The sequence below is a fragment of the Fibrobacter sp. UWOV1 genome (assembly GCF_900142495.1).
Lineage (GTDB): Bacteria > Fibrobacterota > Fibrobacteria > Fibrobacterales > Fibrobacteraceae > Fibrobacter.
Genome location: NZ_FRBA01000007.1, coordinates 162,738 through 188,577 on the forward strand (window position 1 = coordinate 162,738; position 25,840 = coordinate 188,577).

Sequence of the window (25,840 nt, forward strand, 5' to 3'; positions counted from 1 at the left end):
CTCTAGGCATTTGTTCGTTTAAGGAACAAAGACCCTGTAACTTGTTCCCATGTACTTCAAAATATACATTCCTCGGTGGTCAAGCGCAATAGACAAATCTCTTCCCGTGGAAATTTCTCGCTTTACCAAATTACCCTGCACATCAAACAGAGCAACCGGTTCTGCAAAAGTCAAACCACTAAGATAGATTCGACCTCTTTCCACTGAATATTTCAACGACGCACTTGCCAAAGGCACCTGAACCGAAATCGTTCCCGACGAAGACCCCGGTTCCGCAGAACTTGACGAACTTTCTACCAGCGAGGAACTGGAACTTTTTTCTTTCAAGAGCCAGTCGGCATTTTCTACAAATGTGTATATGCTCGTATCACGAGAGAACACGTACTGCGGTCCAACATTCTGGGTCTTGTCACCATTTTTGAGGAGCCAGTTACCAATCTTCTTTCCCGTATTGGGGTCAGAAATGCTATCGCCCCAAACCGCAAGACCCTTGCAATCGGTATAGACCGTATCGAGCACAATATCATTCACATAGCGCACAATGCCGTATGTAGGTTTGCGACCATCAAGGGCAAGCACCGGGAAACGCCCGTTGTGGCACCAAATATTTCGGTTAGATACCGTCTGGTACTTCGTATTCAACATCCACGCAAATTGCGGAGACTCCATCAGGGACTCTTCAAGCCCAGTCGTATCGCCTGGAAAAGCTTTTTCCAGCATCACGGAATCATAATGATTGCCTACATGCTCTCCACCTAGGATTACATTGTAAAGCGGAGCCTTGTTCCCAACATCCGAGATTTTATAAAACACTGCGTACGAATTATAGACGCTACCCGAATCGGCTCCGACAAGGCCACCCGTATATACGCCAACATTGTTAGAAACATTGGATCTAAGAATAATCCATGAAGCGCGAACACCGCAATCCTCTACAACACCTTTATCAGACTGTCTCGCCACGATGCCACCCGCATAGGCTGCGGGGCTAATTTCAATACCAGCAGGATTCGTAAGATTTGCAGACAACCGAAGCGCTTTGGAGTCATCGATAGAACCATAGTAGGATTTAGAAATCTTTCCCAAATTATAGGCTGCAATGCCGCCAATCGCCACGCCACCGTCACCGGCACGTCCCAGAGAGCCCGTATATTCCGCCCACTCTACAAGACCACGATTTTCGCCGACAATGCCCGCAACAAGTCCAGTAACAGTCTCCATATCGCCGACCATCTTGACATGGTCAAGCGTTCCCTTGTTAAAGCCACAAATGCCTCCCAGCACCAAAGGAGAATCATCCTTCAGGTCGCCTTCAACACGAGATTCCGAAACGGTTCCTTCGTTTGCACCCACGACGCCCCCCATGAACAACGAAATCATCGAACCATGAGGGGGCACAATCAAATCTTTCACGTAAGCATGAGTCACCGAACCACGATTGTGTCCAACAACTCCGCCCACATATAAATACATCGTATAAGCATTCACCATTATCGAGGCTGCCGTAGTAGCGGACTTCACAATTTCCGTAGAATAGGTTCCTTTCGCTACGGCCTCACAATCAATCACACGGACACTATCGACAAGGCCTCGGTTTTCCCCAACCACGTTCCCGACAAAAGGATAGAAAAGCGGCATATTCGCGATTTCATCAAAAGAGTAGACCGTATCAGAGCCAAGGTGTTCCACCTGAAGGACACTCTTTTCTAGCGTGAAATTTTTGACGACGCCGTTTTCGCCGACAAACCTGAAGAACCCGTTAAAGACGGAGTCCACATTTTCTTGCGAATACTCGGAATGCGCCCCAAAAATCGTCTTGCCCGCGCCATCGAAGATACCTTCGAACGCAAGAGAATCAGACGGACCGATAGGATTCCAATAATTGGTATCGCCCGACACCGAATCCCAAAGGACGATATCGTTTTTCAGGACAGCATTAATTGCGGTTTTGCCCGAAGCGACCTGTTTCGAGAACCAGGCCAGTTCCTTAGCCGAAGAAATCTCGTAATAAGATTTCCCGCCTAAAGAAACTTCTGCCGGTTGAGCGGCAAAATCAGTCCACTCTGCAGCAAAGACCCCCACGGCTACCGCCATAATAGATAGTATTACTCGTAGCACAAATCCTCCTTCTTTCATTGCCCTAGAGTTTTTAAAGACTGCTACAGCTTTTTATACAGCAGGTTCACGCCGCCGAAGAGGGCGCGCATGTTTGCCTTGAGCGTATCGCTAGACACACCGCGGCCTTCGACTTCGACGTTGTTCGCCTTCAGCACAATGCGACTGAGGCCTCGGCCCGCCCACATTTTGTCCTTTTCAGGCACCACGAGCTGACGGTATTTGACGAGTTCCACCGGCATGCCGATTTCACGCATGAGCATGAGGGCCGCCTCGATCGGGCCCTCGGCCGTCACGGACTTCACCAAAGATTCGCCATCCTTCTTGAAGTGGAAGATAAAGCGGTTCTCGTCGGGAATGACCTCGATGTTGTTGAACACCAGACGGCCGTTCACATTCACGAAATGTTCGCGGAACACATCCAGCACGCGTTCGGCAGACAGTTCGCCTTCTTTTTCGCTGCAAGCCTTCAGAATCGGCTGCAGTTCGGCGGCTTCGGCGAGCGACATCTTGTAGCCGAACTTCGTGATGATTTCGTACACGGCGGTACGGCCACTCTGGCTTGTAAAGCTGAGCGAATCGTTCTGGTGACGACCGATGATGGAGTAGTCGATCGGGCGGTAGGCGCCCTTCTTCATGTCCTTCGTCTTGGAGGCGCCATCCTGGTGGATGCCGCTACGGTGCACAATCGCTTCGGCACCGATCAGCGGGGCGCGGCTGTAAATACTGATACCCGACCACTGGGAAATCAGGATGGCCGTTTCATAGATGCGTTCCATGTGCAGGCCGGTCTGTACGCCGGAGTTGTGCAGCGCGACCGCGACTTCGTAGAAGTTCGTGTTACCGCAACGTTCACCCAGGCCGTTCAGCGCGACTTCCAGCTGGGTCGCACCCACGAAGAAACTTTCGACGGTCGCAGCCGTTGCCATACCCAAGTCGTTGTGGCAGTGCACCGAAATCGTAATATCCTTCGGCAGGGCTTCGTACACCTGCTTGATTTGATTCACGTACAGGAACGGGCGGTAGCGTTCCACCGTGTTCGGCAGGTTGATGGTCGTCGCACCCGCTTCGACCACGGCCTTCAGCACGTCAATCACGAAATCCATATTTTCGAGGCAGTCGCCAAAATGTTCGGCGCTGAATTCCACGTCGCCCTTGCTACCCACGAGCGATTTTGCAAACTTCACGCAATGCACCGCCTTTTCCTTCACCTGTTCCGGCGTCATGTGCAGCACATGTTCCATCGAGAGCGGGCTTGTAGCCAGGAACGTATGAATACGCGGATGCGGAGCGTACTGCACCGCTTCCCAGCAGCGCTGGATATCGCTTTCCACGCAGCGGGCCAGGCCCGACACCACGATGCGCTTTGCGACTTCGTCGCCTTCTTCGGCCATCTTGGCAGTCAGCTGGGCAAGTTCCTTACACGATTCGAAATCCATCTCGCTCGAAGCCGGGAAACCGACTTCGGCGCCCTGCACGCCGAGTTTGAGCAACTGAAGATAAACATCCTTCTTTTGCGCATTGTTCCAGGGCTTCGGAAGCGCCTGGTTGCCGTCGCGCAGTGTTACGTCATAAAAGAAGGGTTGTCTTGCATTCGTATTTTCGCTCATTTTTTCCTTATCTCCTTGCCTGTCCAACAAGGCTCAAGTTCGTTTTTACGTCCAAAAAATAGAAATTTGACTTAAAAAAAGAACCCGCATCCTCATTGGAGCGGGCCTTATGGTTTAAATCCTTGGGTTAAAACTCTAAAATCGTCTTGAACCTATGCTTAAAAACCGGCGTTCGCTCCGAGAGCACGTCCTAGTAGGTTAATAAGTCGTAGATCCAGAATCATGTTCATATGCAGAAAGGTAATAAAAGTAGGGATTTTTGGCAAGAGCCCTGTCCCCTTGTTTTTTTTCAAGAAACTTAGCTCCAAAGCCCCTGTTTACTCCAATTTTCAGGAAAACCCATTGCCTTCAATTTTGATAGAGGTTGCTTTGAAAGTAATACTTGCAATTGTTCTTTGATAGATGAATTCGAAACAATGCTCTGCTCAAGATACAGAATCGTTGAAAGCTGCGCATAAAGTTTCATGGGCTTGGCCATTTCAGCATCAATCCAAGCAAGAGACAAACGCCTTGGTAGTTGAGGCATGAGTGGAAAACGTCTATTCCATATACGCGCATGATGCGCACAACAATTGCGTAAAACAGTAATACTGCGGATCCAACTTTCCAAATATTTATATTGAGGCAAACCAAAACTTTTAGCAACGGACTTTTTCACGGAAACATCCATCATGTTGCAAAATAATTTGGACAATGTTCCGAAAGAAGCCACTTCCAAGGTTTTCCATACAGGAGGCATTGACGGACTGTCATATTTTTTAAAGTGTTCCAATAAAAAATCTTCTTTAGAACGTCCTACTTCATTTTGAAGACTTGAGAAGCACTTGTTAAATATTTCTGCATCTGAGAATAGGGACGCGTCCATAAACCAGAACGCACCATGCTTCATTGAAAAGTAGTGAATAATCCTAGTGCGGAGAGCAATTTCAACATCTTGAATAGCCGCGAAAATGATACCGCGCAGTTCGCGATCAAAGACGTATAAGGATAGCACGTCATTTAACGAGGTTCCCTTTTCCAAATCATGCGTGTCTGAGTCAACTTCAAAAGGTTTCCAATAAGACGCCAATCGAAAATAGCTGATATTTGAAAACTGCAGTCGTGCAAAGGATTCGCTATCAATAACTAATCCCCGGCTAGTCAAAATTGATATTTGTTCAGGAATGTCGATGGGCCGTTTAGAGTATTCCATACTTACTCCACGGCATAAAAAACGAAGTCCCACCGTGGTACGCATTGTTAAGAGGCGAGGTGGGAACTGTTGCCAATAAATCTAGCCAAACATAAAACATTTGTCAAGAGCCTCTGCTGCTTTGTTGTCCCTATTTTCTCCCAAAACTACATTCTTGAAAGAAGCCTTAGAAGCAATAAAGCTGTTTGCCGTTCATTTTGCAATCTATTGTTTGCAAAAAGCTCAATTTTTTACAAAGGCAAGGTTCATTTTGTGGGCGTTCCCCGACTCGCCGGGTCGGGTGCTGCTCGCCGAGCACACTCGGCTCATCGAGCCGCTACGCGTCTCGCCACAAAGGTGCGACGCCCCCTAACGCAAAAGGGCGGGCTAAAAGTCCGCCCAAATTTTCCAAGAAATTACTTCATCCAATTTTCTTCAAGAAATTCTACGAAAATTTGATTAGATTTCTTTCCGCCAATTACCGGTTTGTGCCAACCACCTCGTGACGGATGCTTAGTCCAAATGGATTTTATGTTCATTCTTTTAGCAACATCTTCAAATTTTTGAGACGGTCTGGCTCACGCAAGCACAGATGGCGGAATTGTTCGGCAAAGTCCCCCAGAACATCACAATTCACATCAAAAACATATATAAAGAAGGCGAATTAGACAAAGGCTCAACTTGTAAGGAATATTTACAAGTTGCCCATGAAGGAAGCCGAAATGTAACAAGATTACTAAAGTTCTATAACCTTGACGTAATCATTTCTGTCGGTTATCGAGTCATACAAAAGCGCACGGACACATACGTATCCGCGCGCCTCTCCACACAAAGTTCTCGCCGTCCCGAACACCTCAGAAAATGCGGCAAGAACTATGCGACTCTTAGATCCTTCTCCCCACAAGGGGGATCATGCTCACATAAGCGCTAAAGCGCTAAGTGATCAAAGAGACTTCGCCCTTATGGGCTCCGCTCAGGATGACACTCTACCGTTTCACAATTTTCTGCTGGTAGACCTTGCCGCCCGCCACTAGACGCACCAGGTAAACACCAGGCTTAAGGCTGGACAAATCCACACTGGACTGCGACACCGCCTCGGTCGACATCTTTACGATGTGACCATTCACATCGAAAATGTTCAGGCGGCGCACATCCGCATTGATTTCAAGACGGCTTTCGCTAGCAATGTAGCGCATCGGAGAAGCAACCTGCATCTTAATGGCAATCGCCTGGGATTGTTCGCTCGAAGAACTTTCCACTTCTTCCTGAGAGCTGGAGGACTTTGCCTCGGAACTAGACGAAACCTCTTCGGAGCTAGAGGACTTGGCTTCGGAACTTGAAGACTTCGCCTCAGAGCTGGAAGACTGCTCCGACGAGCTCGATTCCACGGAACTGCTGGATACCGGCGCCACAGAACTGGAGCTTGCATATTCCATGACTTCGCCGTTGCTCCCCTTGTAAGCCATCAGAGCATCTTTCAACTTCTGGTTCACTTCGTAGGCGGCATCATCCACCGAGTTGTCAAAGGTCCACTTGAAATCACCTCCCTGCACGCGGCCTGCATAGGCACGCACATTCGCCATGGCCTGCGCCGGAGAATCCGCCGTGTAGCTGTACATCACGGAATTGTCGGTATCGAAGTTGTTGTAGGTATTCGCACCGGCATAAGACTTGACCGTATTCGGAACCTTGTCGTTGCGGCTAGAAACCACGTAAGCGTCAAAGTCGGCCTTGGTATCGATGGAGCCAGCAGCCGTTTCAGAGCCCTTGAGCACATACTTGCTTGCACCATACGGAATGAACGTGTAAGAACCTTCCATGTGGTTGTTATAAGCCTTGATAGAGCCGCCATCTTCGCTGCTGAATGTCGGATTGTTCTTGGTATCGCGAGTGGTGCCGCCAGCATACACGTCGCTTCCCTGCATAGATGTCATCATCGGGTACTTGCAATTACGGAAGTAGTTCGCTTCCATAAACACGGAAGAGCCCTTCGTAGAACCGGCGCCGTATTTGGCCACGCCATCGTAGTAGTTATTGTACACATGGGCGCTGTAGAAGCGCACGCGCGGATGGCGACTGTCGGAATGGTCGTACCAGTTGTGGTGATAAGTAATGTAGAGACCGTCGGTCGTGCCTTCGGAAAGTCCGAGCAAATTGGACTTGCCGTTATCCCAGAAATGGTTGTAGCTGAAGGTCACGTAGGTTGATTTTTTGCAATCCAAGGCACCGTCGCCCTTGACTTGGTCCTTGTCGCTACCCGCATGACCGTAGAAAAAGTCGCAGTTGTGCACCCAAACGTACTGGTTGTCCTGCTGCAAGCCGATGTTGTCGCCTTCGTCGGAATTCACGTTCATGATACCGAGGTTACGGATTTCGACATCGAAAGCGTTCTTGACACGGATGCCCCAGCCGTTCGCCGTGGCGTCGTTACCGATTCCTTCAATCGTCATGGACATACCTTCTTTTTTGCCCATGTCAACCAAGATATCGCCTTTGTCGGTTACTTCGGGGTCAGTCACGTTACCAATCAGGCGGAAATCCAGCGGACGCGTGTCGTAGCCTTTCTTGTAAGCAGTCAAGATATTCTGCCAGCCGACGCATTCCGTTACAGCACCCTTGCTGCTAGTCACTACATCGAGCTTGACCGTATTCTTGGTCGATTCCGTAATGTAGAGAACAACAGCTCCACTCTTGAGCGTACCGTCGGCCTTGTAGGCGCCGGGAACGTGATTGTTGCTGAACGCGAAACCCGCACGATCATGAGCCTTGACCGTAAGCGACTTCGAAGTTGTCGAAGCGCCTTCCTTGCCGCCCTTGACCGAAGCCACCTTGAGCGTGTAGCTACCAGCCTTGAGCCCGACCACATCGACGCGGTACTTGGAACCGTACTTGCGAATGAGCTGACCGTCCACCTTGACGTTGCTTGCGCCGGCGCCCGTATAATAGACATTGTAGCTGTCCGAACCATCGGAAGCCCATTCGGCAAAAGCAGATTCAAGCCAGCCTTCGGCCTTGTTGATCGACACCTGGGCATAAGCCCCGGCAAATCCGAGAAGCGCCACACCGAGCGCCACTCTAGAAACCATTTTGGAACCTGTCGAAACCATATTCATCCATCCCTTTTGGAAATGTTCTCAAATTTCTTCTCAAAATATACACTCAAAGCCCAACAAAAGCAATACAAAATTCAATATTTATTTGATATTTTTAAAGATTTTACAATTTAGAATGTTCTCAAAAATATAAAAGTCCTTAATTTTTTGACAATACAAGCGATCTACAGACTTTTTCGATCTGAAAAAGAAAACTTGACTGTCACACTGATTCGAAATGCCTAACGGCATTTTTATCTCTTTTGGGTTATCATAACAGGAATCACGTTAGTGATTCCCAATCCGTGTGACAATTGGGGTTTTAGGGCGAAGCCCCTAGGCGAGGGAGTGGAGAGCAACGTAGTGCGAACCAGGGGGAAACCTCCCCCTCACTCATTTTAAAGAGTTTTTCGCGAAATTTTGCACTTTTTAGGCCAAAATCTTCATATATTGAAGGTATGAAGTTGTTTGAGCGTATTTTTTCAATCCTTACGGTGCTTGCAGCATTCTGTTTTGCCGACACCACATCAATCACTCCGGTCGATTCTACAAAGACGGCAACCGACTCGGTCATCACCCAAGAAACTAAAAAGCATGCGGTTTGGATCAAGCTCGAAGGCGACGTAGAACCGTCCATGTTTGAATTTTGCGCACGCGCCATCGACAACGCTCTCCAGGAAAATCCGGACTACATCGTCTTTGAAATCAACACCTTCGGTGGCCGTCTCGATGCCGCCTTTGACATTGTCGATACCATCATGGCCGTCAAGGGCCCGACCACCATCGCGCTCGTGAAAAAGAAGGCTATTAGTGCAGGTAGCCTTATCGCGCTCGCCTGCCAAAAACTCTACATGCTCGAAGCCACCACGATCGGCGACTGCGCCCCCATCGTGCAGGGCGGCGACGGCACTCCGCAAATCGTCGGCGAAAAAATCCAGTCGCCCTTGCGCGCCAAATTCAGGAACCTTGCCCAGCGCAACGGCTACCCGGAGCTGCTAAGTTCTTCTTTCGTGACGCCGGAACTTGAAGTCCTTGAACTCACCGCAAAACTCGACAAGGGCAAAAAGACCGAACGCGACACCATGCTCATTATCGAGGGCGAGAAGTACTCCGTTTTGGACAGCGCCGCCAAGGCCTTCTGGGGCGCACCCAAGATCTTGGTGAAGGAAGGCGAACTCCTGACCATGACCGACAAGGAAGCGCAGGAACTCGGATTTTCGCAGGGCACCTTCAAGAGCCGCGACGAATTCGAGACCGCACTCGCCATCGAAAGCCGTAGCGAAGTCGAGACCACCTTGGGCGAAGATATCGCCTCGGCCATCGCGGCTATCGCGGGAATCCTTTTGATTCTCGGTTTCGGCGCGCTCTACATCGAATTCAAGACGCCGGGATTCGGCCTGTTCGGCATCATCGGCATCATCCTCATCGGCATCGTGTTCCTCGGGCAGTTCGCACCGCAGCTCGACGGCTACATCCCGGCCATCCTGCTCGTCGCGGGCGTAGCGCTGTTCCTGGTTGAAATCTTCGTGATGCCCGGAACGTTCCTGTTCGGCGTAGGCGGCATCGCGTGCATGATCTTGGCACTTGCGCTGTCGTACTCCCCCGCCGACATTCCCGATTACGTTCCCGAAGCTGTCGAAGAATCCTTTGACGCCACCCCCTGGCTGTTCGGATTACTTTACATGCTAACCTGCGCGGCGATAGCGCTCGTGTTCCCCATTGCCGCAAGCAAGTACCTGATTCCGCTACTCCCCGAAGGCTGGACTCCTATGCTCAAGACCGACCTTGAAACCGCAGCCTCGCCTACCGAAGCCGTGCAAGAAGTTTCTGTCGGCGACGAAGGTATCGCAAAGACATTCTTACGTCCGGTCGGCCAGGCCCTTATTAACGGAAAACTTTTTGACGTGCAGACCCACGGCGAAATCATCGAAGCCAGCACCCGCATCAAGGTGACCGCCGTACAAGAAGGCCACATCTGGGTGACGGTTGCTAAAGCTGAAATGGAAGGCTAGTTTCGTCAATCCTTCACGCAGCGGACTGACGCCCCGTATTTTTTCCGGGTTTTCGAAAAACGGACAAATTTGTAAATAGTGAATTCAGCAACCATCGCCGCGTCTTTCTCCGATTCATTTGACAGCCAAATTTGGGCGTTATTGCGGGCAGTTCGAACCGATTCAAAGAACCATTCCTTGGTATAATCTTGACGCCAATCTGCAATATTCGAAGGCAAAACCGTAAAACCATAATAATCAAATCCACCTCCGCGGGACACCCAATCCCGGGAAGATTTCAATAAAGGCCCACAATTATTTTGACCATCCTCAACACAGTTCAGTTCCGAGAACAATGCGTTCCATTCGGTCGTATCCGGCAAATGCCAACCTTCCGGACAGACTCCACGAATAGTCCCCTTCGGGTTGCATAATTCACTAAAGCCGCATCCCTTGCCTCCGTCACTAAAGATTCCCGCCGAATCCATCGCCGCAGGCCACGTGTAATAGCGGCCATAAGAAGAATCGCAGTTTCCCAAGCTATCGGTGAGGCAAACAGAACCATATATCGATACGGAATCTTCCACCTGGTAGTCGTAATTCAAGTTTTCCGCCATCCAGGTCTTGTCGCCAATTTTTAAGGTCTTGTAAACTTGCCCATCACGAGCATCCGTCATCGACCCTTCCTCCACCTCGGAAGGCAAGATTCCCGGAATATACCTGCTCGGATCATCAATATGAGTGTACCCCTTTATGCAACGAATGTACAACTTATCTGCGGCGCCCTGATAAACGGCATCGCTATAGAAACTAAAATACCTTCCGTTTAGATGAGAGCCGACGCTCCAAAAACCAACATGAGTATGATTGTTACTGCCGCTCAAATCGGGAGAAGGCCTCGCAGAAAAACCATACTCATCGGAACCATTGCCGTCGTAAAACCACCCCGTTAGCGATTTTAATTTTTTGCCAGCAACATCTGCACCCCCTACGGCATCAAGCAAGGTATCCCAATCACTGTCACCCGGCAAGCGCCAACCTTCAGGACAAATTCCACGGACCTGTTCGTTTGGCTTACACACTAACCCATTACAGTCCAAACCGTCATCACTAAAGACTCCAGCTGAATCCATCGCGGCGCCAAACGGGTACAAGCGCCCATACAAATCACAAGTTTTAAAGCCGTCAGGAAAAACATAATCGTTGCCGTAATAGATGGGACATAAACCTTCTTCCTTAAGAAGCGAATCTACCGCATAGATATAGTTCAGGTTCTCCGCCATCCATGTTTGATTACCGATCTTCACGGTCTTGTAAACCTGACCGTCACGTTCATCGGTCATTTCTCCATACTCGACTTTCGGATTGAAAAAATCTTTCTTGTCTGCTTTATCCCATAAAGCGAGATTTTCGGTATTCAGCAAAGATTTCTCGTAAGGACCACTCCCGTCCTTCAGGCATCGCACGGGAACACCCCTAGTAACTTCATTGAAATAGCCCATAAACCAACCCATAACAGAGGTTTCGTTATTGTAATAATAAGCTCCAGCTCGATAATTAAACGCTATGCAACTCCGTTCACCCGTATTTTCGTTATCATAGTAATCAGAAGTCAAAAAGAAGACCTGGGAACAATTCCGTTTACTCATCGGCATCGCCGAGAAACCAAAAGCATCCACCCCTTGTTTTCCATCTGCCCAACCGAACCTTGATTTCAGCATCGCAGCATCAACTTTGTCATCTTTACCAACTGATCTGAGGAGTACATTCCACTCAGCAACACTAGGGAGATGCCAACCATCTGGACACGAACCTGACATTGTATACCACCTTCCATAAATTTTGCAGTTACTTTCTAGGCTATCTGGGCACATGGAACGATCAGCAGCATAATTCAAGTTTTCCGCCATCCAAGTTTGATTGCCGATCTGCACAGTCTTGTAAACTTGGCCGTCGCGTTCATCGGTCATTTCACCATAGTCAATATCAGGGTTCAGGAACTGCGACTTGGAGGTTACCTCGGGACATTTTACTTCAGCGAACATAGACGAATCAGACGGATCTTTTGAACCATCTTTGTCCTTATCCGAGTCGTTCTCCTTCTGTGGAGCATCATTCGCTGCAACGCTGCTTGAGCCTCCGTCTTCGAGACAGGCGTTCAGGCATAAACAGGCAAAAGCCATGAAAGCACAAAACGCAACTATTCTGAAAAAAAGTCTATACATGACCAGGTTCCTCCCTTGTCCAAATATTCTTATATCAAAGATAAATCTTTTCTTTACTCAAATTATGTATATTACGAAAAGAAAACAAAAAAATGGAGATAAACAATGGATACTCTTCTTATCGTTGGAATCATCATCGCGGCGATTGCCGTCATCGTTTTGCTCGCCTTTATTGGCAAGTTCTTCAGCCTGTGGCTGCAGGCCTTGTTCTCCAAGGCAAACGTGAGCATTTTCCAGCTTATCGGTATGCGCCTGCGTAAGGTGCCGCCGCAGGTGATCGTGGAAGCCCGAATTCTCAGCTGCAAGGCGGGGCTCCCGGTCGACACGAACCTGCTCGAAGCCCACTACCTCAGCCGCGGTAACGTGCTCCGCGTGATTCAGGCCTTGATTGCCGCCAACAAGGCAAACATCAAGCTCGACTTTAAAGAAGCCGCCGCTATCGACCTTGCCGGCCGTAACGTGCTCGAAGCCGTGCAGATGTCCGTGAACCCGAAGGTGATTGAAACGCCGAAGGTTTCCGCCGTGGCTCTCGACGGTATTCAGTTGCATGCCGTGACCCGCATTACCGTGCGCGCCAGCATCCAGAAGTTGGTGGGTGGCGCTGGCGAAGACACCGTGGTCGCCCGCGTGGGCGAAGGCATCGTGAGTTCCATCGGTTCCGCAAAGAGCCACAAGGACGTGCTCGAAAATCCGAACATGATTTCCAAGAAGGTGTTGGCCTCTGGCCTTGATGCCGGTACCGCCTTCGAAATTCTTTCGATTGACATCGCCGACGTGGATGTGGGCCAAAACATTGGCGCCATCCTCGAAACCGACCGAGCCGAGGCCGACAAGAAGATTGCACAGGCCAAGGCCGAAGAACGCCGCGCCATGGCATACGCCGCCGAACAGGAAATGAAGGCCAAGGTCATGGAAATGAAGGCAAAACTTGTGGAAGCCGAAGCCCAGATCCCGATGGCCATGGCATCTGCCCTTCGCGACGGCAAGCTCGGCGTGATGGACTATTACAACCTCAAGAATATCGAAGCCGACACGCAAATGCGTAAAGAAATCGGAGCTGGCGGCGAAGCCGCCAAGTAATGAGTTTTGAGTAATGAGTTTTGAGTCTTGGGGTAATCGTGCAAGATTTTCAGTCTCTTGAAATTTGGAAAAAAAGTCATTCATTGGTTTTGTCTATTTACAAAATTACAGAGAATGACTTCCCCAAAAACGAACTATTCGCCCTGACTTCGCAAATAAGAAGATCAGCATCATCAATTCCAACAAATATTGCAGAAGGTTGCGGGAGACAAACAAATAAAGATTTTGCACATTTTATCCAAATGGCTATAGGCTCATCATCTGAAGTTGAGTATCAACTCATATTAGCAAAAGACCTGAAATATATAAATGAAAAAACTTGGAAATCACTAAGCAAAAATATCACTGAAATCAGAAAAATGATGCACTCTTTCAAAAACAAACTCACAACTGACAACTCATAACTGACAACTATTATGGAAGGACTACTCATTCTCATAGGGATATGGGTTCTCGATATCGTCATTAAGAAGGTCGCGGCCAACCGAAGGGAGCAACAGCAACGCGAACAACAAGTGCCGCCGCAATACCCAAACGATGACGATGAATTGGACGAATCCGAAGAACAGGCGCAAGGGTACCACCCTCCGCGCTCGTTACAGGATTTGATCCGTCAGTTCGAAAATGCCCAGCGTGAGGCGACGCAAGGCAACATCGAGCCCCCCACTCCCCCCGTGCAGCGCAAGCACCCAGAGCAGTTGACGCTCCGCGACATAGCCGAGGTCGTGATTGAAGTCGATGAAGTCAATCTGGAATTCTTGATGGAAGAATTCGACGTTGACGAAAACACCGCCGCCGAGATGCTGATGGACCTACAGGCCCACCGCATCGTAGGCCACGACATGGGCGAAGGCGACTGCGACGTTTTAGTGCACGATCTGGAAGAACTGGACAACCTGCTCAGTCACGAAAAAATCGCCGAGCAAGAAAGAAAAGAATCCCTTAAAAAGGCCGACGATCGTGAAACCGACGAAGAAGATAGCGCCCGACAGCGCGAATTGGATCGCCAACGTGAATTGAACGCCCTGGAAGACCGCGCCAGGTCTGCACGTGAATCTGCCGCCGCATTCATGGGAAATGACGTCGTCAGCGGAACCGAACAGGCTCCGCGCCGCGCACCCCTTGTTTCGACTAAAAACCTTACCGACGTGCGCAAGGGATTCATCTGGGCTAAAGTCCTGGACGAGCCCCGCTTCAAGCGCCGCTGGAGCGCTCAGTACCGGTAACTACTTACCGAACCACTTGACCGTAACATCAACGAATTTGCCGTCTTTCTTCATCGAAGCAAGGACGGCATTTATTGTATCGCGGAGAGCCTTGTCAGCCTTGCGGAACCCGACTGCATAAAATTCATTGTACACGCCATCTTCCAAAATGGCATAATTTTTATTGTTCAAGACATTCCAATACTTGGCTGCGACTTCATCCATAAACACTGCATCGACAGAATCTTGCACCATAGCATCCAGCGCAAGGTTCATAGTTTCAAACTGCACGATTTCCTTGACATCCTTTTTAATTTCAGACTGTTCGATCATCGACCAAGCAGTCGAAGCATACTGGACACCAATCTTTTTACCCTTCAAAGAATCCAAGCTATTGTAGGCCTCATTCTTCACCATGAAAACCAGTCTGTTGGTGAGGTAAGGATCGCTCAAGTTCATGGCCGAAGCTCGAGATTCGTCGACGCTCATGCCATTCCACACGCAGTCAATATTTCCCGTATTCAATTCTTTTTCCTTGTCAGCCCAAGGAATCAAGTGCAGTTTAAGTCTCAGTCCCAGACGAGAGCAAACCTCACGCGCTAGGTCAACATCAAAACCCACAACATTGCTGTCCTTATCGGTAAAGACCATGGGCGGATAATCCCCCATATGGCCCATCACCAGGATTCCAGAAGCCTTTACTCTATTGTAGGAATAATCCGAATTCAGGGATAATTTTTTTTCATTGCACCCAGAAAGAGCAACAATGCAGGCAATCGCAGAAACAACCGAGAAAAACTTATTCATGACGTTTTCCTTTTTTAGATGCTTATTTGCCAAACCACTTCATCGAAATTTTCACAAAACGACCATCAATTTTCATCGTATTCAAAATGTCATTTACGGCATTGCGGAGCGCCTGGTCATTCTTGCGGAAACCGACAGCAAGTTTTTCTTTTATATGAGGGTCTACCCAAAAAAAGTATTCTTTCTTGTATTTATAGATCAGATACTTTGCGATGACCTCATCCACGTACACAACGTCTACGTCGCCGCTGTCCAAAGCCGCAAGCGCCTTGAGGTTGTCTTCAAACGCGATGATTTCCTTGGCTGACATCCCTATCTTCGACGTGACAAGATGATCTTGCGAAGTGGACCCCTTCTGCAAGGCAATTCTCTTACCCATTAGCGAATCCATATTCGCAAGCGAAGAATCCTTCACCACAAAGTACATGCCATTTTTTAAGTACGGATCGCTCAAACTCATCGAAGAAGCTCGGGCGCTATCGACACTCATACCATTCCAAATACAATCGATCGCTCCCGAATTCAGTTCATGTTCCTTGTTTTCCCAATTAATCGGAACTGTCTTGAGTTTGATACCTAGGCGGGCGCAAACTTCTATGGCAAGATCAATATCAAAGCCAACGATGTCACCATCCTGGTCGTAAAAGCCCATAGGCGGATAATATGCATCGAGGCCAATGACCAATTCGCCCTTCGCCATCACCTTCTTGTAGGAATCATCTCCACTTTCACAGCCAACGGAAGCCAGAGCAAGGGCAACAAGAGCAATAAACGCAAAAATCTTTTTCACTTTTCAATCCTTCTTCGTCATAAAAATAAGATTTTTTTCTACAAAAAATAGGCTGTTGCGCTAAATTGCAGGCTCCATAGTTTCATGGGGGACGCTTCTCGATAAGCGGCCCCCTTTGTCATTTCGACAATTCCCTCCTTTTCGATGCGGGTCATGTCCATGACAAAGCGCATTCCAAGGAAACAATCCCAGCCGATATTAAATCCACCACCGACAACAAGAGACCAGCCGAACGGCTCCACGTCGAAGTCAAAGGATTCATCACCATCATCTTCGATTGAAGCGATATCACCATCAACATTCAGGTTAAACTGGGCGCCAGCCTCAAGATAGAACTTTGATATCGGTACGACCCGAACCAAAACCGGAAATGCAAATCTATACACATACAACCCGAAATTCATCTGGTCACCATAGGGGTCTTCGGGCGGGATGCCATAAACATCTTCATCCAGCCTGAACCAGGCCATACTAAATTCAGCCTCGCCTACAAACCCGACAAAGCCGTTCAGCCGATACATGTACGAAGCGCCGATTGCAATTCCCATTCCCCCAAAATTACCCAACGCAGCCTCCCCGACACCGTCTTTTGCCGAGCCGAACGTGCCCTTTACCGGAGCATTGTCCCACACATAGTCAAACCCGAAGGCAAGGCGCCCGCCAAAATAATGCGATTTGTCTTGAGCAGCACCTTCTGCGAAGGCGATTGATGCAAACAGCAGCGCCAAAATGCAAATTCGGACCTTTTTCATATCTTCTCCTGCTTTAAATATAAACTATTTTCAGTCGAGCTCATCTTTTTTCTGTATTTATTGTATTTTTCCCATAGGGATCGAGGAAAATATCATGAGAAAGCTACTCAGGAAAATCAGCGTATTCGCGTGTTCCATATTCTGGGGGAACGGCGCAAGAAGCGGGAATCCGTTCAGGTTTATCCGCAAGTACTGGGCACAACTGCTCCTTTCTTCCATTGCCATACAGACAATCGCCTGCGCCTACGGCGGCGAGGACCCCTATGACTATTCCGACGACTGCGACCCGGTATTCGACACCGAGAAATTCACGAACGAAGGCTATACCGACTGCGAAAAGCAGATTGTGCAGCAGGCCCTGATTGCAAAGGACCTGCAAGACAATCTGGGCAAGCGCGAAGACGCCACCATAGAAGCCTGGAACGAGGTACGCCAGAAAATCAGCGAGATTGCCGAGACCTGCGACATGAAAGCTCTCGAAACCGAGGGCTCAATCTCGTCGTACTACTGCTCAGACGGCAGAACCATAAACGTCAGCGACCACTAAAGGCATCAAGCTTTTGAGAACCTGGACAAGAACTGTGCCAGGCGCTCGTTGCCCGATTTGCGGAACACGTGGTCGGGAGTACCCTGCTCCACGATGACACCACCATCCATGAAGATGACTTTGTCGGCCACGTCGCGGGCAAAAGCCATCTCGTGAGTCACGATGACCATGGTCATCTTGTCTTCGGCAAGCTTCTTGATAATCTTGAGCACCTCGCCGGTGAGTTCCGGGTCCAGCGCTGAGGTCGGCTCGTCAAAGAAAAGAATCTTCGGGTTCATCGCGAGGGCGCGGGCAATGGACACGCGCTGCTGCTGGCCACCGCTGAGCTCGCAGGGGTAAGCCTTTTCCTTGCCCTCAAGGCCCATGCGTTTGAGCAAGAATTGACCCTTCGCACGGGCATCTTTGCGTTCGTCTCCCAGCACACGCACCGGAGCGAGGCAAAGGTTCTGCAGCACCGTCAGGTGCGGGAACAAGTTGAAGTTCTGGAACACGAGTCCCGTAGAAAGGCGAATTTCACGAAGCGTTTTAGCCGGAGCATACTTGACTGCCGGGCCCTTCGCCGAAACGCCAGGCACTACCATGTCCTTGCCGTCGACCTGCACCAGGCCGCCGTCAACCGTTTCGAGCTGGGTTAGGCAACGCAAAAGCGTACTCTTGCCGGAACCGCTGGGCCCGATAATCGAGAGCACCTCGCCCGCCTTCAAGTCAAACGAGATATCCTTGAGCACATGCAAGTCGCCAAAGGACTTCTTGACATGTTCTACCTTGAGGATCGGCGCAGATTCATTCACGTTTTCCATTCCACGCCTCACTTATAGTAATTGAGTTTGCGTTCCACGTAGGCAAAAAGCACGCTCAGCAAAAGATTCGCCACATAGTAGAATACGCCCGCCACGAACAGCGGATAAATGCTCGCGTAGGCGGCCTGCTGTTTCTTGGCCAGCGCAAAAAGTTCCGTCACCGCAATCACTTGCGCAAGGGAAGTGTCCTTCACCAGCGTGATGACTTCGTTCGCGCTCGCGGGAACCACGCGCTTGACCACCTGCGGGAGGATAATACGGAAGAACGTCTGCGTGCGGGTCATGCCCAACATGTAGGCCGCCTCGTACTGCCCCTTGGGTATCGACTGGATGCCGCCGCGGAAAATCTCGGCAAAGTAAGCCGCATAGTTTATCGAAAACGCCACAATCACCGCCGGGAAGCGGTCAAACGAAAAATCCACGCCCGCATATTCGCTCAGGTAGTAGGAGCCAAAGTAAATCGCCACAATCTGGAGCAGCAAGGGAGTGCCGCGCATCACCGAGATGTAGAACGACACCGGGTAACGCACCACGCGCCACTTGCTCATCTTGAGGACCGCAATGAGTAGACCCAGCGGAATCGAGAACAGGAGCGTGAGCCCGAAAATGGCGAGCGTCGTGCAGAAGCCGCCCCAGAGAATCGGGAGTAAATTGCTCAGGTCAGACATGGAACCGCGCGCCGGCCGTTACTTGCCGAACCACTTGGCAGAGATTTCGTCGAACTTGCCGTCGGCCTTCATAGCAGCCAAGGTGGAATTCACGGCATCGCGCAGGGCCTGGTCCTTCTTGCGGAAACCCACGGCATAGACTTCGTCGGAGAGGCCTTCTTCGAGCACCGTGTAGTCCTTCGCGTTCGTCACAATCCAGTACTTGGCCACGATTTCGTCCAGGAACACGGCGTCGACACCGCCCTTGTCCAAATCCATGAGCGCCGTCTGGTTGTCATCAAACGGGACGATTTCCTTGGCGGCCTTGCCCGCTTCGGAGGCATCCAAAAGCTTCTGGGCGGTAGAGCCGTTCTGCACAGCAATCTTCTTGCCGGCAAGTGCCGCAAGATTTGCAAGAGCCTTGTCCTTCACCGTGAAAATCATGCGGTTCTTGAGATACGGGTCGCTCAGGTTCATGGCCTTCGCGCGGGCGCTGTCCACGCTCATGCCGTTCCAGATGCAGTCAATCTTGCCGGTGTTCAGTTCCTGTTCCTTCGCGTCCCAGGAAATCGGCTGCGTCTTGAGTTTCACGCCCAGGCGCGCACAAACTTCGGTGGCGAGGTCGATATCGAAACCCACGATGTTGTTGTCCTTGTCGCGGAAACCCATCGGCGGGAAGGAATCATCGAGACCGAGCACGAACTCGCCCGCCGCCTTCACCTTGTTCAGGGATTCATCGGCCTGAGTCTTGGATTCCGTCTTCTGGTCGTTACAGGCAGAAAGAACCGCGGCACACGCAACCGCCGCAAACATCGCTAAAAGCTTTTTCATTTTGAAGTCCTCTTTTTGATTTACAAGAGAAATATAGAAAAAGGGCCGCATTCCAATGAATAAGGATAACTACGCAACCCTCTTATTTAACGCCTGTATGATTCTAGGAGTTCCATGACGTTGGCGGCATCCTGTTCAGCTTCATCCCAGCTCTGGTCTATATAGGGAATACCTTCGCTTCCGTAAAGTTCGATAAGTTCCCATTTGGATATGCCCAGAATTTCCGCGGCACGTCCATGGGATATGGTTTCGTTCTTGATAAACGGGTACAACAACAACGCATTGCGGCGGAGTTCGTCGCTCTTGTTATCGCATACCATAAGGTCAGCGATATCTTCAGGAATGTCCATTGTTACTGTTGCCATGGGAATTCTCCACTCTTAATATATAGTTATATCAAGAAAAAGGCAACCTAACCGGTTTGTGCGACGCCGTTAGATGCAGTAAATTGGGGATTTCTTTTGCTTTTCACACTTGGCTGTGCGTGCTATTTATAAATCGCACATATAAACACAGAAACTAATCACCTATTCCCTTTAGCCCGATTATGAGACTTACAGAGCATTTCGCAGTTGGAGCGATCGGTGGCACCGCCTTTACTCCAAGCGGTCACGTGGTCGGCATCCATATCGGCTAGTTTCCATATTTTGGTTTTATTCTCTTTCTCAGATATGGCACAGTAAGGGCAATTAGAAACGCCCTCCGCTTGCGCCTTGGCAGTCTGTGCAGCATAAACGCTTTTCTTCGTAGCCTCGTCAAACACGCGCACATTCAGAAGCTTTTTATCGACTTCACCGCCGAGCACATACTCAAAAATTCCCTTGCGGTCTTTCACATAGGGGTCAGCATAAAGCGTCATCACCTTATCATGAACAACTTTAGGGCTGTACGCATTCTTATGATAGATTTCATACAATCTACCCCATTCAAGCCCACACATTTCACTTTCGGTCATGTCAAAAACGCTTGAAGCCCAATCAATAACTGTATTGAAATACGTCTTCAATTCATCGATATTCGTATCACGACGATGTTTCGCCATATAGGAATCTTTCTTGGGTAACTTGTATTTTTTTGCTTCTTCGTCATAAATTTTCACTTCGCTAATCCAATCAAGAGCTGCGCTCAATATCCCTTGACGGTTCGGTTCCCCCTTCACGTAGGTCTGCCACATCTGCACATTTGAATTCTTGGAATTGCTGAATTCTGCCTTTGCTGCGGTCACAAACGGCCCTGAATAGATGGCGTTCAACAGTTCCTGCTCGTTTAATGGGATGCCTACAATATTGATGGTTTTGAACCACTCCTTGATATCGGATTCTTCTCCCTCGCACTCATAAACTAGCAACTCGTAATCTTCAAGTTTTTTTTGTTTTTCTGCAGGAAGTCCAGAAAAATATTGGGGAATTCCGTTTGCGTCTGCGATACCGAACTTTCCTTTGATGAATCGTCCGATAGACGTTATGCGTTGTTGCCCGTCAAGAACTTCAAGATGTTCATTGTCAATCTTGTTAAAATAAATAAGTCCCAGCGGATATCCCTTGAGCATGGAGTCAATCACGGCGACATCACGTTTGCCGTCGGCGTATATGTAATTACGCTGATATTCTGGCTGGATAGTGAGTTTTCCCGAAAGTCCGAACAAGCCTTTGCCTTCAAGTTCGTTATAGACAAAACCTTCGCAGATTTGCTTGACGGTATAGGTCTTGAGTTTTGTTTTCATGCGGAGTACTCCTTTGACTTAACAAGAACACGGGCATAAACCTGTTGATACATTTTTTCACCCACGATGTAATATGTATCGCCATCGGGAATTTCGGACAACTCGATTGTAGCTCCATCATTCAATTTTGTTACGCGACTTTTCTTTCCATGCTTATCGACCTGTATCTGTTCAGGGTATACCTTATTTGCACCACCAAACCATGTCTTGGTTATTCCCAAAATTTCAAACTGTTCGGGGCAATACTTATCCAGGAAAGAAATTGGTACACCCATCACGCCCTTGTAATCGCTTGGGATTGCATCGGTATATGGAATTTCGATTGCGTCATAATTGTCGTATTGTTGATAGCCATGCTCCTTGATCTCCTTATGCTTCGAGAATTTCAAATTCTGCTGCATAGTCATTAAAGACAGCGGTTCATGGCGACGACCATGTTCGATGTTTGTGAACCAACAACAATTCCTAAATTTTACAAGTCCAGTTGAATTGTCAAATACCCCATTAGCATATTTTCCGGCATCAGCTGTATCAACCACACGGAAATAAGCGTTCCCTGCATGGAAACCATTGCCAAGCCAAACTTTATTTTCCTTCAATAAAGGAAACACTTCCTTATAGGTAATCGCATTCATGTTACCTATAATAACAAATCTCTTCTCTGCATCAATAATCCAAGCAAGGAATTCCCTAAATAAGCTAAAAGGCGGGTTTGTAATGATAAAATCAGCCTCATCGCGAAGTTTACAGATTTCTTCAGAGCGAAAGTCCCCATCGCCATCCAAATATTGCCATTCCAAATCATGAATGTCTATACGACCATTCTTATTGGTATCATGGTCTAGCGTAAAAATCTTGCCCCTAATTTTCGACTTATCCACATCGAACCAAGGGGCCTGTTGTTCGAACAAAGTCGGTTGCCAATTCTTGATTTTGTATTTCTTAGACTCGATTGCGTACGAGGTGGATACAAGTTTTCGTAGCCCTAGACGCTCAAAATTTTGCGCGAAGTATAGGGTGAAATTACTCCATTCAGGATCATCACAAGGAAGCAATACCGTCTTGTCACGAAACACATCGGGATTATAATCTAGATAGGCGTTCATTTCTTTTTCAATATCAGCAAACTGCGTGTAGAATTCATCGTTCTTCGCTTCTTTTGCTTTTCCAAGAGCATTGTTCGCCATTTTGTCGCTCCAACTGAAAGTGAACGAGTTCACTCTCGCAGGAGCGGTTCTGGCCGATTCGCTTGGCCGAGGCACGGGCAAAAAGAAACGGCGGGGAGCCGACTCACTCCTCGCCTAAAAACGCGACATTTTCAAAAGAATACAATACACCCGCAAAAAACCAGGCGGATACAATACGCCCAGGGTACACTACGCCCGTGCAACCCACAGGCGATGGCGAGTCATTGTCTTATTCTCGTATTCGTGAAAGTGTCTAGTTTCCAGATGAAGAACAAGAGCGATACTCAACGAGCGTTCACCCTCGTTCTAGCAGATACTTCCAAGCTTTTTCTGGATACAAAAAAGGCGTGGAGTTGAATGCACCTATCATCTGGAGGCCTAGACTGCCCGAATACAATAAGCGCAAACAACTCACGCCCCAAAAGGCCGCTTGCATACAGGCAAACTGCTATTTAAACAATAGACCATGTAGCAAAACGATGCGGCAGGCACAGGCCGGTCGCAGACGTGAGCGTTCGCCTCATTCTCCGTATTCATGAAAGTGTCTAGTTTCCAGATGGAGAACAAGAGCAAAAACTCTATTTTCGATGAATAATATAGTCTTTTTCCACCACAGGCGGATTGGGAAAACGCAAAAAGGGCCGCATCGCTGCGGTCCCTTTTTTAATGCTTTGAGATTCTATCGGGGCTACGCCCCTCCAGGATAACATAGGGAACGAGACGCCATCTTACTCCTTTTATGTGAAACATTTTATCTAAAAATACAACATTTTGTTTCACACAATTATATAAACAGCAAAAATTTCCGCATTTCAGCCCATTTGTGTGAAACATTTTTACAAAAATTCACTCAATTTGTTTCACACGTCAACAAAAAAAACTATATTTACAGTCATGGAACACCAAGCCCTGATAGCAGACCTACTCAACAAAAAGAACGTCCTCGTCAAAGACCTGAACAGTCTCGTTTGGGGCAGCATCGAGGTTCGGGAACGCGATGGAAAGTCCTACATCTACATCCATAAGCGTGACGGCGGCATTTCCAGGACGCAGTTTATCGGCGACTACTCGGAAGCGCAGTTCAACCAGATAACGAAGAACAACATCGAAGCCCGCAGCCTAAAACGGAAAATCCGCGAGCTTGCCAAGGAGCTAAAAAAGCTGGGGTACGAGGAGGGCGAACTTTCCGAAGCCGTCAAAAAAAACATCGACCTCGCCAAACGGAACATGGTGGATTCCATCTACAAGCAGGCTAGGCTCGAAGGCATGGCAGTCACGTTCCTGGACACCGAGACCGTTGTCGAGGGCGGGCAGATAAGTAATCTCTCCGTAAGCGACGTGCAAAAAATCAACAACCTGAAACACGCATGGCAGTTCATCCTTGACGAAGGCGTGGTAACCGCCCCCTCGGACTACAACATCCTTTGCTACATCAACAAGCTTGTAGAAGAAGGCTTCTATTACACGGCGGGTGCCCTGAGGGACGTGCCCGTGAGTATAGGCGGAACCGCGTGGAAACCCGAGATTCCTATCGAGGGCGTGGTAAAGAACGATTTGCAAGAAATTCTCGCCATCGAGGACGTGTACGAGAGGGCCATAAAGGCGCAGCTGTACATTTCAAGAGGCCAGCTTTTTATAGACGGGAACAAGAGGACTGCAACACTCTTCGCGAACCACATCCTAATTTCCAACGGTTGCGGCATCATCGTTGTGCCCGAGGAACTGGTGCCCGAGTACAAGAAATTGCTGATTGCCTTTTACGAGACAAACGACAACACGGCCGTGTTCAAATTCCTTTTCGACAACTGCCTGTTGAAACTCAGATAAAGCGAGTCAACCCGAACGTTCCCTACCCGCATTTACGCAAAAAGGGCCGCATCGCTGCGGTCCTTTTTAATGCTGGTCTGGATCCTTCGACTTCGGCTGGATTCTATCGCTTCGCTCCAGAATGACAGCCTCCGCTCAGGATGACGCAGGAAAGGTCGGTGAGCCTGCCGAACCGACTATTCAGTTCACTTCGGCAAGCTCAGTGAACTTATTAGTCCTTGCCGTACACCTTTTCAGCGTAGGTCACAGTGGCGCCGAGGTATTCGCGGTTCATCTTGGCGATGTAATCCACGGTGATACCCTTCGGGCATGCGGCCTGGCATTCGTAAAGGTTCGTGCAAGTTGCGCAATCCTCCTTGTCCATCTGGGCGACCATGGCAAGCACACGCTTCTTCGCCTCGACCCTATGACGACCGTTCGCGCTAGACGCATAAAAAAACTCAAATTGGCGCTCACTCTCGCCAACACGACTCGTCAGTACGAGTCGCTTTTGGCTCACAGCCTGCGGCAAGAAGCTGAGGTGAGAGACCTTCGCAGAAACGAAGAGCATCGCGGAAGCGTTCTTACAGGCAGCCACGCAGGCACCGCAACCGATACAGGCGGCAGCGTCGAAGGCGCGGTCGGCATCGGCCTTGGGAACCGGAATGGTGGAAGCTTCAGGAGCAGCACCCGTGTTGACGGAAACGAAGCCGCCAGCCTGGATGATGCGGTCGAAAGCGGTACGGTCGACGGCGCAGTCACGGATAACCGGGAATGCGGCGGCGCGCCACGGTTTCATCTGTTCTTCGTTCACGATGTCGAGCATCTCGAGGAAAGACATGTCCGGAGAAACGTCGTTGATCTTGACAGTTTCGAACTGTCCCCTGGTCTTGGCATCCTTCTGGCGCCAAATCTTCAAAGTCAAATTCAGTCCACCGCCGCTAACGCGGCATTTTCTTTTGGGCGTTCCCCACTTCGTGGGTCGGGCTATATTTTATGGGTTGCCCGGTTCACTCCGTTCCCGCCCAACCTCATAAAACGAAGCCTTGCTCCCCAGAAAGGCAAATAAAAAAGGCCCGCAAGTCTTCGCCCTACGGGTCACTATCCCTAACGCGAAACGCTATCAAGGAACGTTTATTCTACATCGAACATTTTCATCGGCAGCACATGCCTCTGTTTCGCCCTCAGCACTTCTAAAACAACCGTACTTTCGCCGCCCTGAGGCGCGGAAGTCTTTATCGTTACTTTCTTAAGCGTCCCTGGCAGCGGGCAGGAGTTGTCGCAATATTCGAACTCGCTTACTGCATTGGCCCCGTTCACGACTACAGACATTTTCATGACGCGCTTTTTCTTTTGTGAATAGTATAGCGTTGGCTTGGACGGGTCCTTGGGTGTAATCTTCCAGAGGTTCCCTTCGGCGACAGGATTGTTATAATCTTCGGGAGAACCCATCTGCTTGTT

The 25,840-nt window shown here is 49.1% G+C and carries 22 protein-coding genes and 1 pseudogene; 7 read left to right on the forward strand and 16 right to left on the reverse strand.

Annotated features, from left to right (window positions below; genetic code table 11):
• Positions 1 to 18: 18 nt before the first annotated feature.
• The 3 genes from BUC02_RS10845 to BUC02_RS10855 form a co-directional block, all read right to left on the reverse strand.
• Positions 19 to 2,118 (reverse strand): hypothetical protein, encoded by a 2,100-nt coding sequence (locus tag BUC02_RS10845; protein ID WP_175549841.1) that lies wholly within the window; start codon positions 2,116 to 2,118, stop codon positions 19 to 21.
• Positions 2,119 to 2,159: 41 nt separating this feature from the next.
• Complete coding sequence (gene leuA2, locus BUC02_RS10850) at positions 2,160 to 3,725, reverse strand: 2-isopropylmalate synthase LeuA2 (protein WP_073322475.1); 1,566 nt, start codon at positions 3,723 to 3,725, stop codon at positions 2,160 to 2,162.
• A 298-nt stretch (positions 3,726 to 4,023) separates the two neighbouring features.
• Positions 4,024 to 4,917: an Abi family protein gene (locus BUC02_RS10855; RefSeq protein WP_139261117.1), complete on the reverse strand. Its 894-nt coding sequence runs from the start codon at positions 4,915 to 4,917 to the stop codon at positions 4,024 to 4,026.
• Between the two features lie 544 nt (positions 4,918 to 5,461).
• Here BUC02_RS10855 and rhuM point away from each other — a divergent pair.
• Positions 5,462 to 5,704: pseudogene (gene rhuM, locus BUC02_RS16755) on the forward strand (RhuM family protein); the annotation flags it as partial.
• 178 nt (positions 5,705 to 5,882) lie between these two features.
• Here the strand turns inward: rhuM and BUC02_RS10870 are convergent.
• Complete coding sequence (locus tag BUC02_RS10870; protein WP_254794201.1) at positions 5,883 to 8,009, reverse strand: pectate lyase family protein; 2,127 nt, start codon at positions 8,007 to 8,009, stop codon at positions 5,883 to 5,885.
• 437 nt (positions 8,010 to 8,446) lie between these two features.
• Here BUC02_RS10870 and BUC02_RS10875 point away from each other — a divergent pair, with 437 nt between their 5' ends.
• Positions 8,447 to 10,000, forward strand: coding sequence for an NfeD family protein (locus BUC02_RS10875; protein ID WP_073322482.1), 1,554 nt, complete (start codon positions 8,447 to 8,449; stop codon positions 9,998 to 10,000).
• 5 nt (positions 10,001 to 10,005) lie between these two features.
• Here BUC02_RS10875 and BUC02_RS10880 read toward each other — a convergent pair whose 3' ends face one another.
• The gene (locus tag BUC02_RS10880; protein ID WP_073322484.1) at positions 10,006 to 12,204 is read right to left on the reverse strand and encodes an FISUMP domain-containing protein; all 2,199 of its coding nucleotides are present in this window, start codon (positions 12,202 to 12,204) and stop codon (positions 10,006 to 10,008) included.
• A 105-nt stretch (positions 12,205 to 12,309) separates the two neighbouring features.
• Between BUC02_RS10880 and floA the strand changes: the two genes are divergently transcribed.
• Genes floA through BUC02_RS10895 form a run of 3 tightly spaced genes read left to right on the forward strand, consistent with a single transcriptional unit; the run spans position 12,310 to position 14,510 of the window.
• Entirely contained in the window at positions 12,310 to 13,284 is a 975-nt protein-coding gene (floA, locus tag BUC02_RS10885; protein ID WP_073322486.1) for a flotillin-like protein FloA, read from the forward strand.
• Positions 13,285 to 13,322: 38 nt separating this feature from the next.
• Positions 13,323 to 13,688, forward strand: a complete 366-nt coding sequence (locus BUC02_RS10890; protein ID WP_073322520.1) for a four helix bundle protein — start codon at positions 13,323 to 13,325, stop codon at positions 13,686 to 13,688.
• Between the two features lie 12 nt (positions 13,689 to 13,700).
• Positions 13,701 to 14,510, forward strand: a complete 810-nt coding sequence (locus tag BUC02_RS10895) for a hypothetical protein (protein ID WP_073322488.1) — start codon at positions 13,701 to 13,703, stop codon at positions 14,508 to 14,510.
• On the opposite strand, the gene BUC02_RS10900 is transcribed toward BUC02_RS10895, so the two are convergent.
• The 3 genes from BUC02_RS10900 to BUC02_RS10910 are packed head-to-tail and all read right to left on the reverse strand — an operon-like array spanning position 14,511 to position 16,838.
• Positions 14,511 to 15,296, reverse strand: a complete 786-nt coding sequence (locus BUC02_RS10900) for a transporter substrate-binding domain-containing protein (RefSeq protein ID WP_073322522.1) — start codon at positions 15,294 to 15,296, stop codon at positions 14,511 to 14,513.
• Positions 15,297 to 15,318: 22 nt separating this feature from the next.
• Positions 15,319 to 16,086, reverse strand: coding sequence for a transporter substrate-binding domain-containing protein (locus BUC02_RS10905; RefSeq protein ID WP_073322489.1), 768 nt, complete (start codon positions 16,084 to 16,086; stop codon positions 15,319 to 15,321).
• Positions 16,087 to 16,124: 38 nt separating this feature from the next.
• Complete coding sequence (locus BUC02_RS10910; RefSeq protein ID WP_073322491.1) at positions 16,125 to 16,838, reverse strand: outer membrane beta-barrel protein; 714 nt, start codon at positions 16,836 to 16,838, stop codon at positions 16,125 to 16,127.
• Between the two features lie 94 nt (positions 16,839 to 16,932).
• On the opposite strand from BUC02_RS10910, the gene BUC02_RS10915 reads away from it, so the two are divergent.
• On the forward strand, positions 16,933 to 17,385 hold the full coding sequence (locus tag BUC02_RS10915; protein ID WP_073322492.1) for a hypothetical protein: 453 nt from the start codon (positions 16,933 to 16,935) through the stop codon (positions 17,383 to 17,385).
• A gap of 5 nt (positions 17,386 to 17,390) precedes the next feature.
• On the opposite strand, the gene BUC02_RS10920 is transcribed toward BUC02_RS10915, so the two are convergent.
• The 6 genes from BUC02_RS10920 to BUC02_RS10945 all read right to left on the reverse strand — a co-directional run bounded on the left by BUC02_RS10920 (position 17,391) and on the right by BUC02_RS10945 (position 22,573).
• Positions 17,391 to 18,185, reverse strand: coding sequence for an amino acid ABC transporter ATP-binding protein (locus BUC02_RS10920; RefSeq protein ID WP_073322494.1), 795 nt, complete (start codon positions 18,183 to 18,185; stop codon positions 17,391 to 17,393).
• Positions 18,186 to 18,193: 8 nt separating this feature from the next.
• Complete coding sequence (locus BUC02_RS10925; protein WP_073114339.1) at positions 18,194 to 18,853, reverse strand: amino acid ABC transporter permease; 660 nt, start codon at positions 18,851 to 18,853, stop codon at positions 18,194 to 18,196.
• A gap of 18 nt (positions 18,854 to 18,871) precedes the next feature.
• Positions 18,872 to 19,663, reverse strand: coding sequence for an amino acid ABC transporter substrate-binding protein (locus BUC02_RS10930; RefSeq protein ID WP_073322495.1), 792 nt, complete (start codon positions 19,661 to 19,663; stop codon positions 18,872 to 18,874).
• An 86-nt stretch (positions 19,664 to 19,749) separates the two neighbouring features.
• Positions 19,750 to 20,028, reverse strand: coding sequence for a UPF0175 family protein (locus BUC02_RS10935; protein ID WP_073322497.1), 279 nt, complete (start codon positions 20,026 to 20,028; stop codon positions 19,750 to 19,752).
• A 158-nt stretch (positions 20,029 to 20,186) separates the two neighbouring features.
• Positions 20,187 to 21,386: an HNH endonuclease family protein gene (locus tag BUC02_RS10940; RefSeq protein ID WP_073322499.1), complete on the reverse strand. Its 1,200-nt coding sequence runs from the start codon at positions 21,384 to 21,386 to the stop codon at positions 20,187 to 20,189.
• Positions 21,383 to 22,573 carry an adenine-specific methyltransferase EcoRI family protein gene (locus BUC02_RS10945; protein ID WP_073322501.1) on the reverse strand — a complete coding sequence of 397 codons (1,191 nt, stop codon included), beginning with the start codon at positions 22,571 to 22,573 and terminating at the stop codon, positions 21,383 to 21,385. The genes BUC02_RS10940 and BUC02_RS10945 overlap by 4 nt, the downstream gene beginning before the upstream one ends.
• An 894-nt stretch (positions 22,574 to 23,467) precedes the next feature.
• Here BUC02_RS10945 and BUC02_RS10950 point away from each other — a divergent pair.
• Positions 23,468 to 24,400 (forward strand): Fic family protein, encoded by a 933-nt coding sequence (locus tag BUC02_RS10950; protein ID WP_073322502.1) that lies wholly within the window; start codon positions 23,468 to 23,470, stop codon positions 24,398 to 24,400.
• Between the two features lie 211 nt (positions 24,401 to 24,611).
• Here the strand turns inward: BUC02_RS10950 and BUC02_RS10955 are convergent, their stop codons facing one another.
• Positions 24,612 to 25,304 (reverse strand): 4Fe-4S dicluster domain-containing protein, encoded by a 693-nt coding sequence (locus BUC02_RS10955; protein WP_073322503.1) that lies wholly within the window; start codon positions 25,302 to 25,304, stop codon positions 24,612 to 24,614.
• Positions 25,305 to 25,513: 209 nt separating this feature from the next.
• The coding region (locus BUC02_RS10960) for a hypothetical protein (protein WP_175549842.1) at positions 25,514 to 25,840 on the reverse strand (327 nt) is incomplete at its 5' end.

Bases quoted from the DNA above. Each gene is read 5' to 3' on its own strand.
- BUC02_RS10900 (WP_073322522.1), bottom strand. From the start codon at position 15,296: ATGAATAAGTTTTTCTCGGTTGTTTCTGCGATTGCCTGCATTGTTGCT.
- BUC02_RS10935 (WP_073322497.1), bottom strand. From the start codon at position 20,028: ATGGCAACAGTAACAATGGACATTCCTGAAGATATCGCTGACCTTATG.
- leuA2 (WP_073322475.1), bottom strand. From the start codon at position 3,725: ATGAGCGAAAATACGAATGCAAGACAACCCTTCTTTTATGACGTAACA.
- floA (WP_073322486.1), top strand. From the start codon at position 12,310: ATGGATACTCTTCTTATCGTTGGAATCATCATCGCGGCGATTGCCGTC.
- BUC02_RS10880 (WP_073322484.1), bottom strand. From the start codon at position 12,204: ATGTATAGACTTTTTTTCAGAATAGTTGCGTTTTGTGCTTTCATGGCT.
- BUC02_RS10915 (WP_073322492.1), top strand. From the start codon at position 16,933: ATGAGAAAGCTACTCAGGAAAATCAGCGTATTCGCGTGTTCCATATTC.
- BUC02_RS10940 (WP_073322499.1), bottom strand. From the start codon at position 21,386: ATGAAAACAAAACTCAAGACCTATACCGTCAAGCAAATCTGCGAAGGT.
- BUC02_RS10945 (WP_073322501.1), bottom strand. From the start codon at position 22,573: ATGGCGAACAATGCTCTTGGAAAAGCAAAAGAAGCGAAGAACGATGAA.
- BUC02_RS10910 (WP_073322491.1), bottom strand. From the start codon at position 16,838: ATGAAAAAGGTCCGAATTTGCATTTTGGCGCTGCTGTTTGCATCAATC.
- BUC02_RS10855 (WP_139261117.1), bottom strand. From the start codon at position 4,917: ATGGAATACTCTAAACGGCCCATCGACATTCCTGAACAAATATCAATT.
- BUC02_RS10875 (WP_073322482.1), top strand. From the start codon at position 8,447: ATGAAGTTGTTTGAGCGTATTTTTTCAATCCTTACGGTGCTTGCAGCA.
- BUC02_RS10925 (WP_073114339.1), bottom strand. From the start codon at position 18,853: ATGTCTGACCTGAGCAATTTACTCCCGATTCTCTGGGGCGGCTTCTGC.
- BUC02_RS10895 (WP_073322488.1), top strand. From the start codon at position 13,701: ATGGAAGGACTACTCATTCTCATAGGGATATGGGTTCTCGATATCGTC.
- BUC02_RS10920 (WP_073322494.1), bottom strand. From the start codon at position 18,185: ATGGAAAACGTGAATGAATCTGCGCCGATCCTCAAGGTAGAACATGTC.
- BUC02_RS10870 (WP_254794201.1), bottom strand. From the start codon at position 8,009: ATGAATATGGTTTCGACAGGTTCCAAAATGGTTTCTAGAGTGGCGCTC.
- BUC02_RS10950 (WP_073322502.1), top strand. From the start codon at position 23,468: ATGGAACACCAAGCCCTGATAGCAGACCTACTCAACAAAAAGAACGTC.
- BUC02_RS10930 (WP_073322495.1), bottom strand. From the start codon at position 19,663: ATGAAAAAGCTTTTAGCGATGTTTGCGGCGGTTGCGTGTGCCGCGGTT.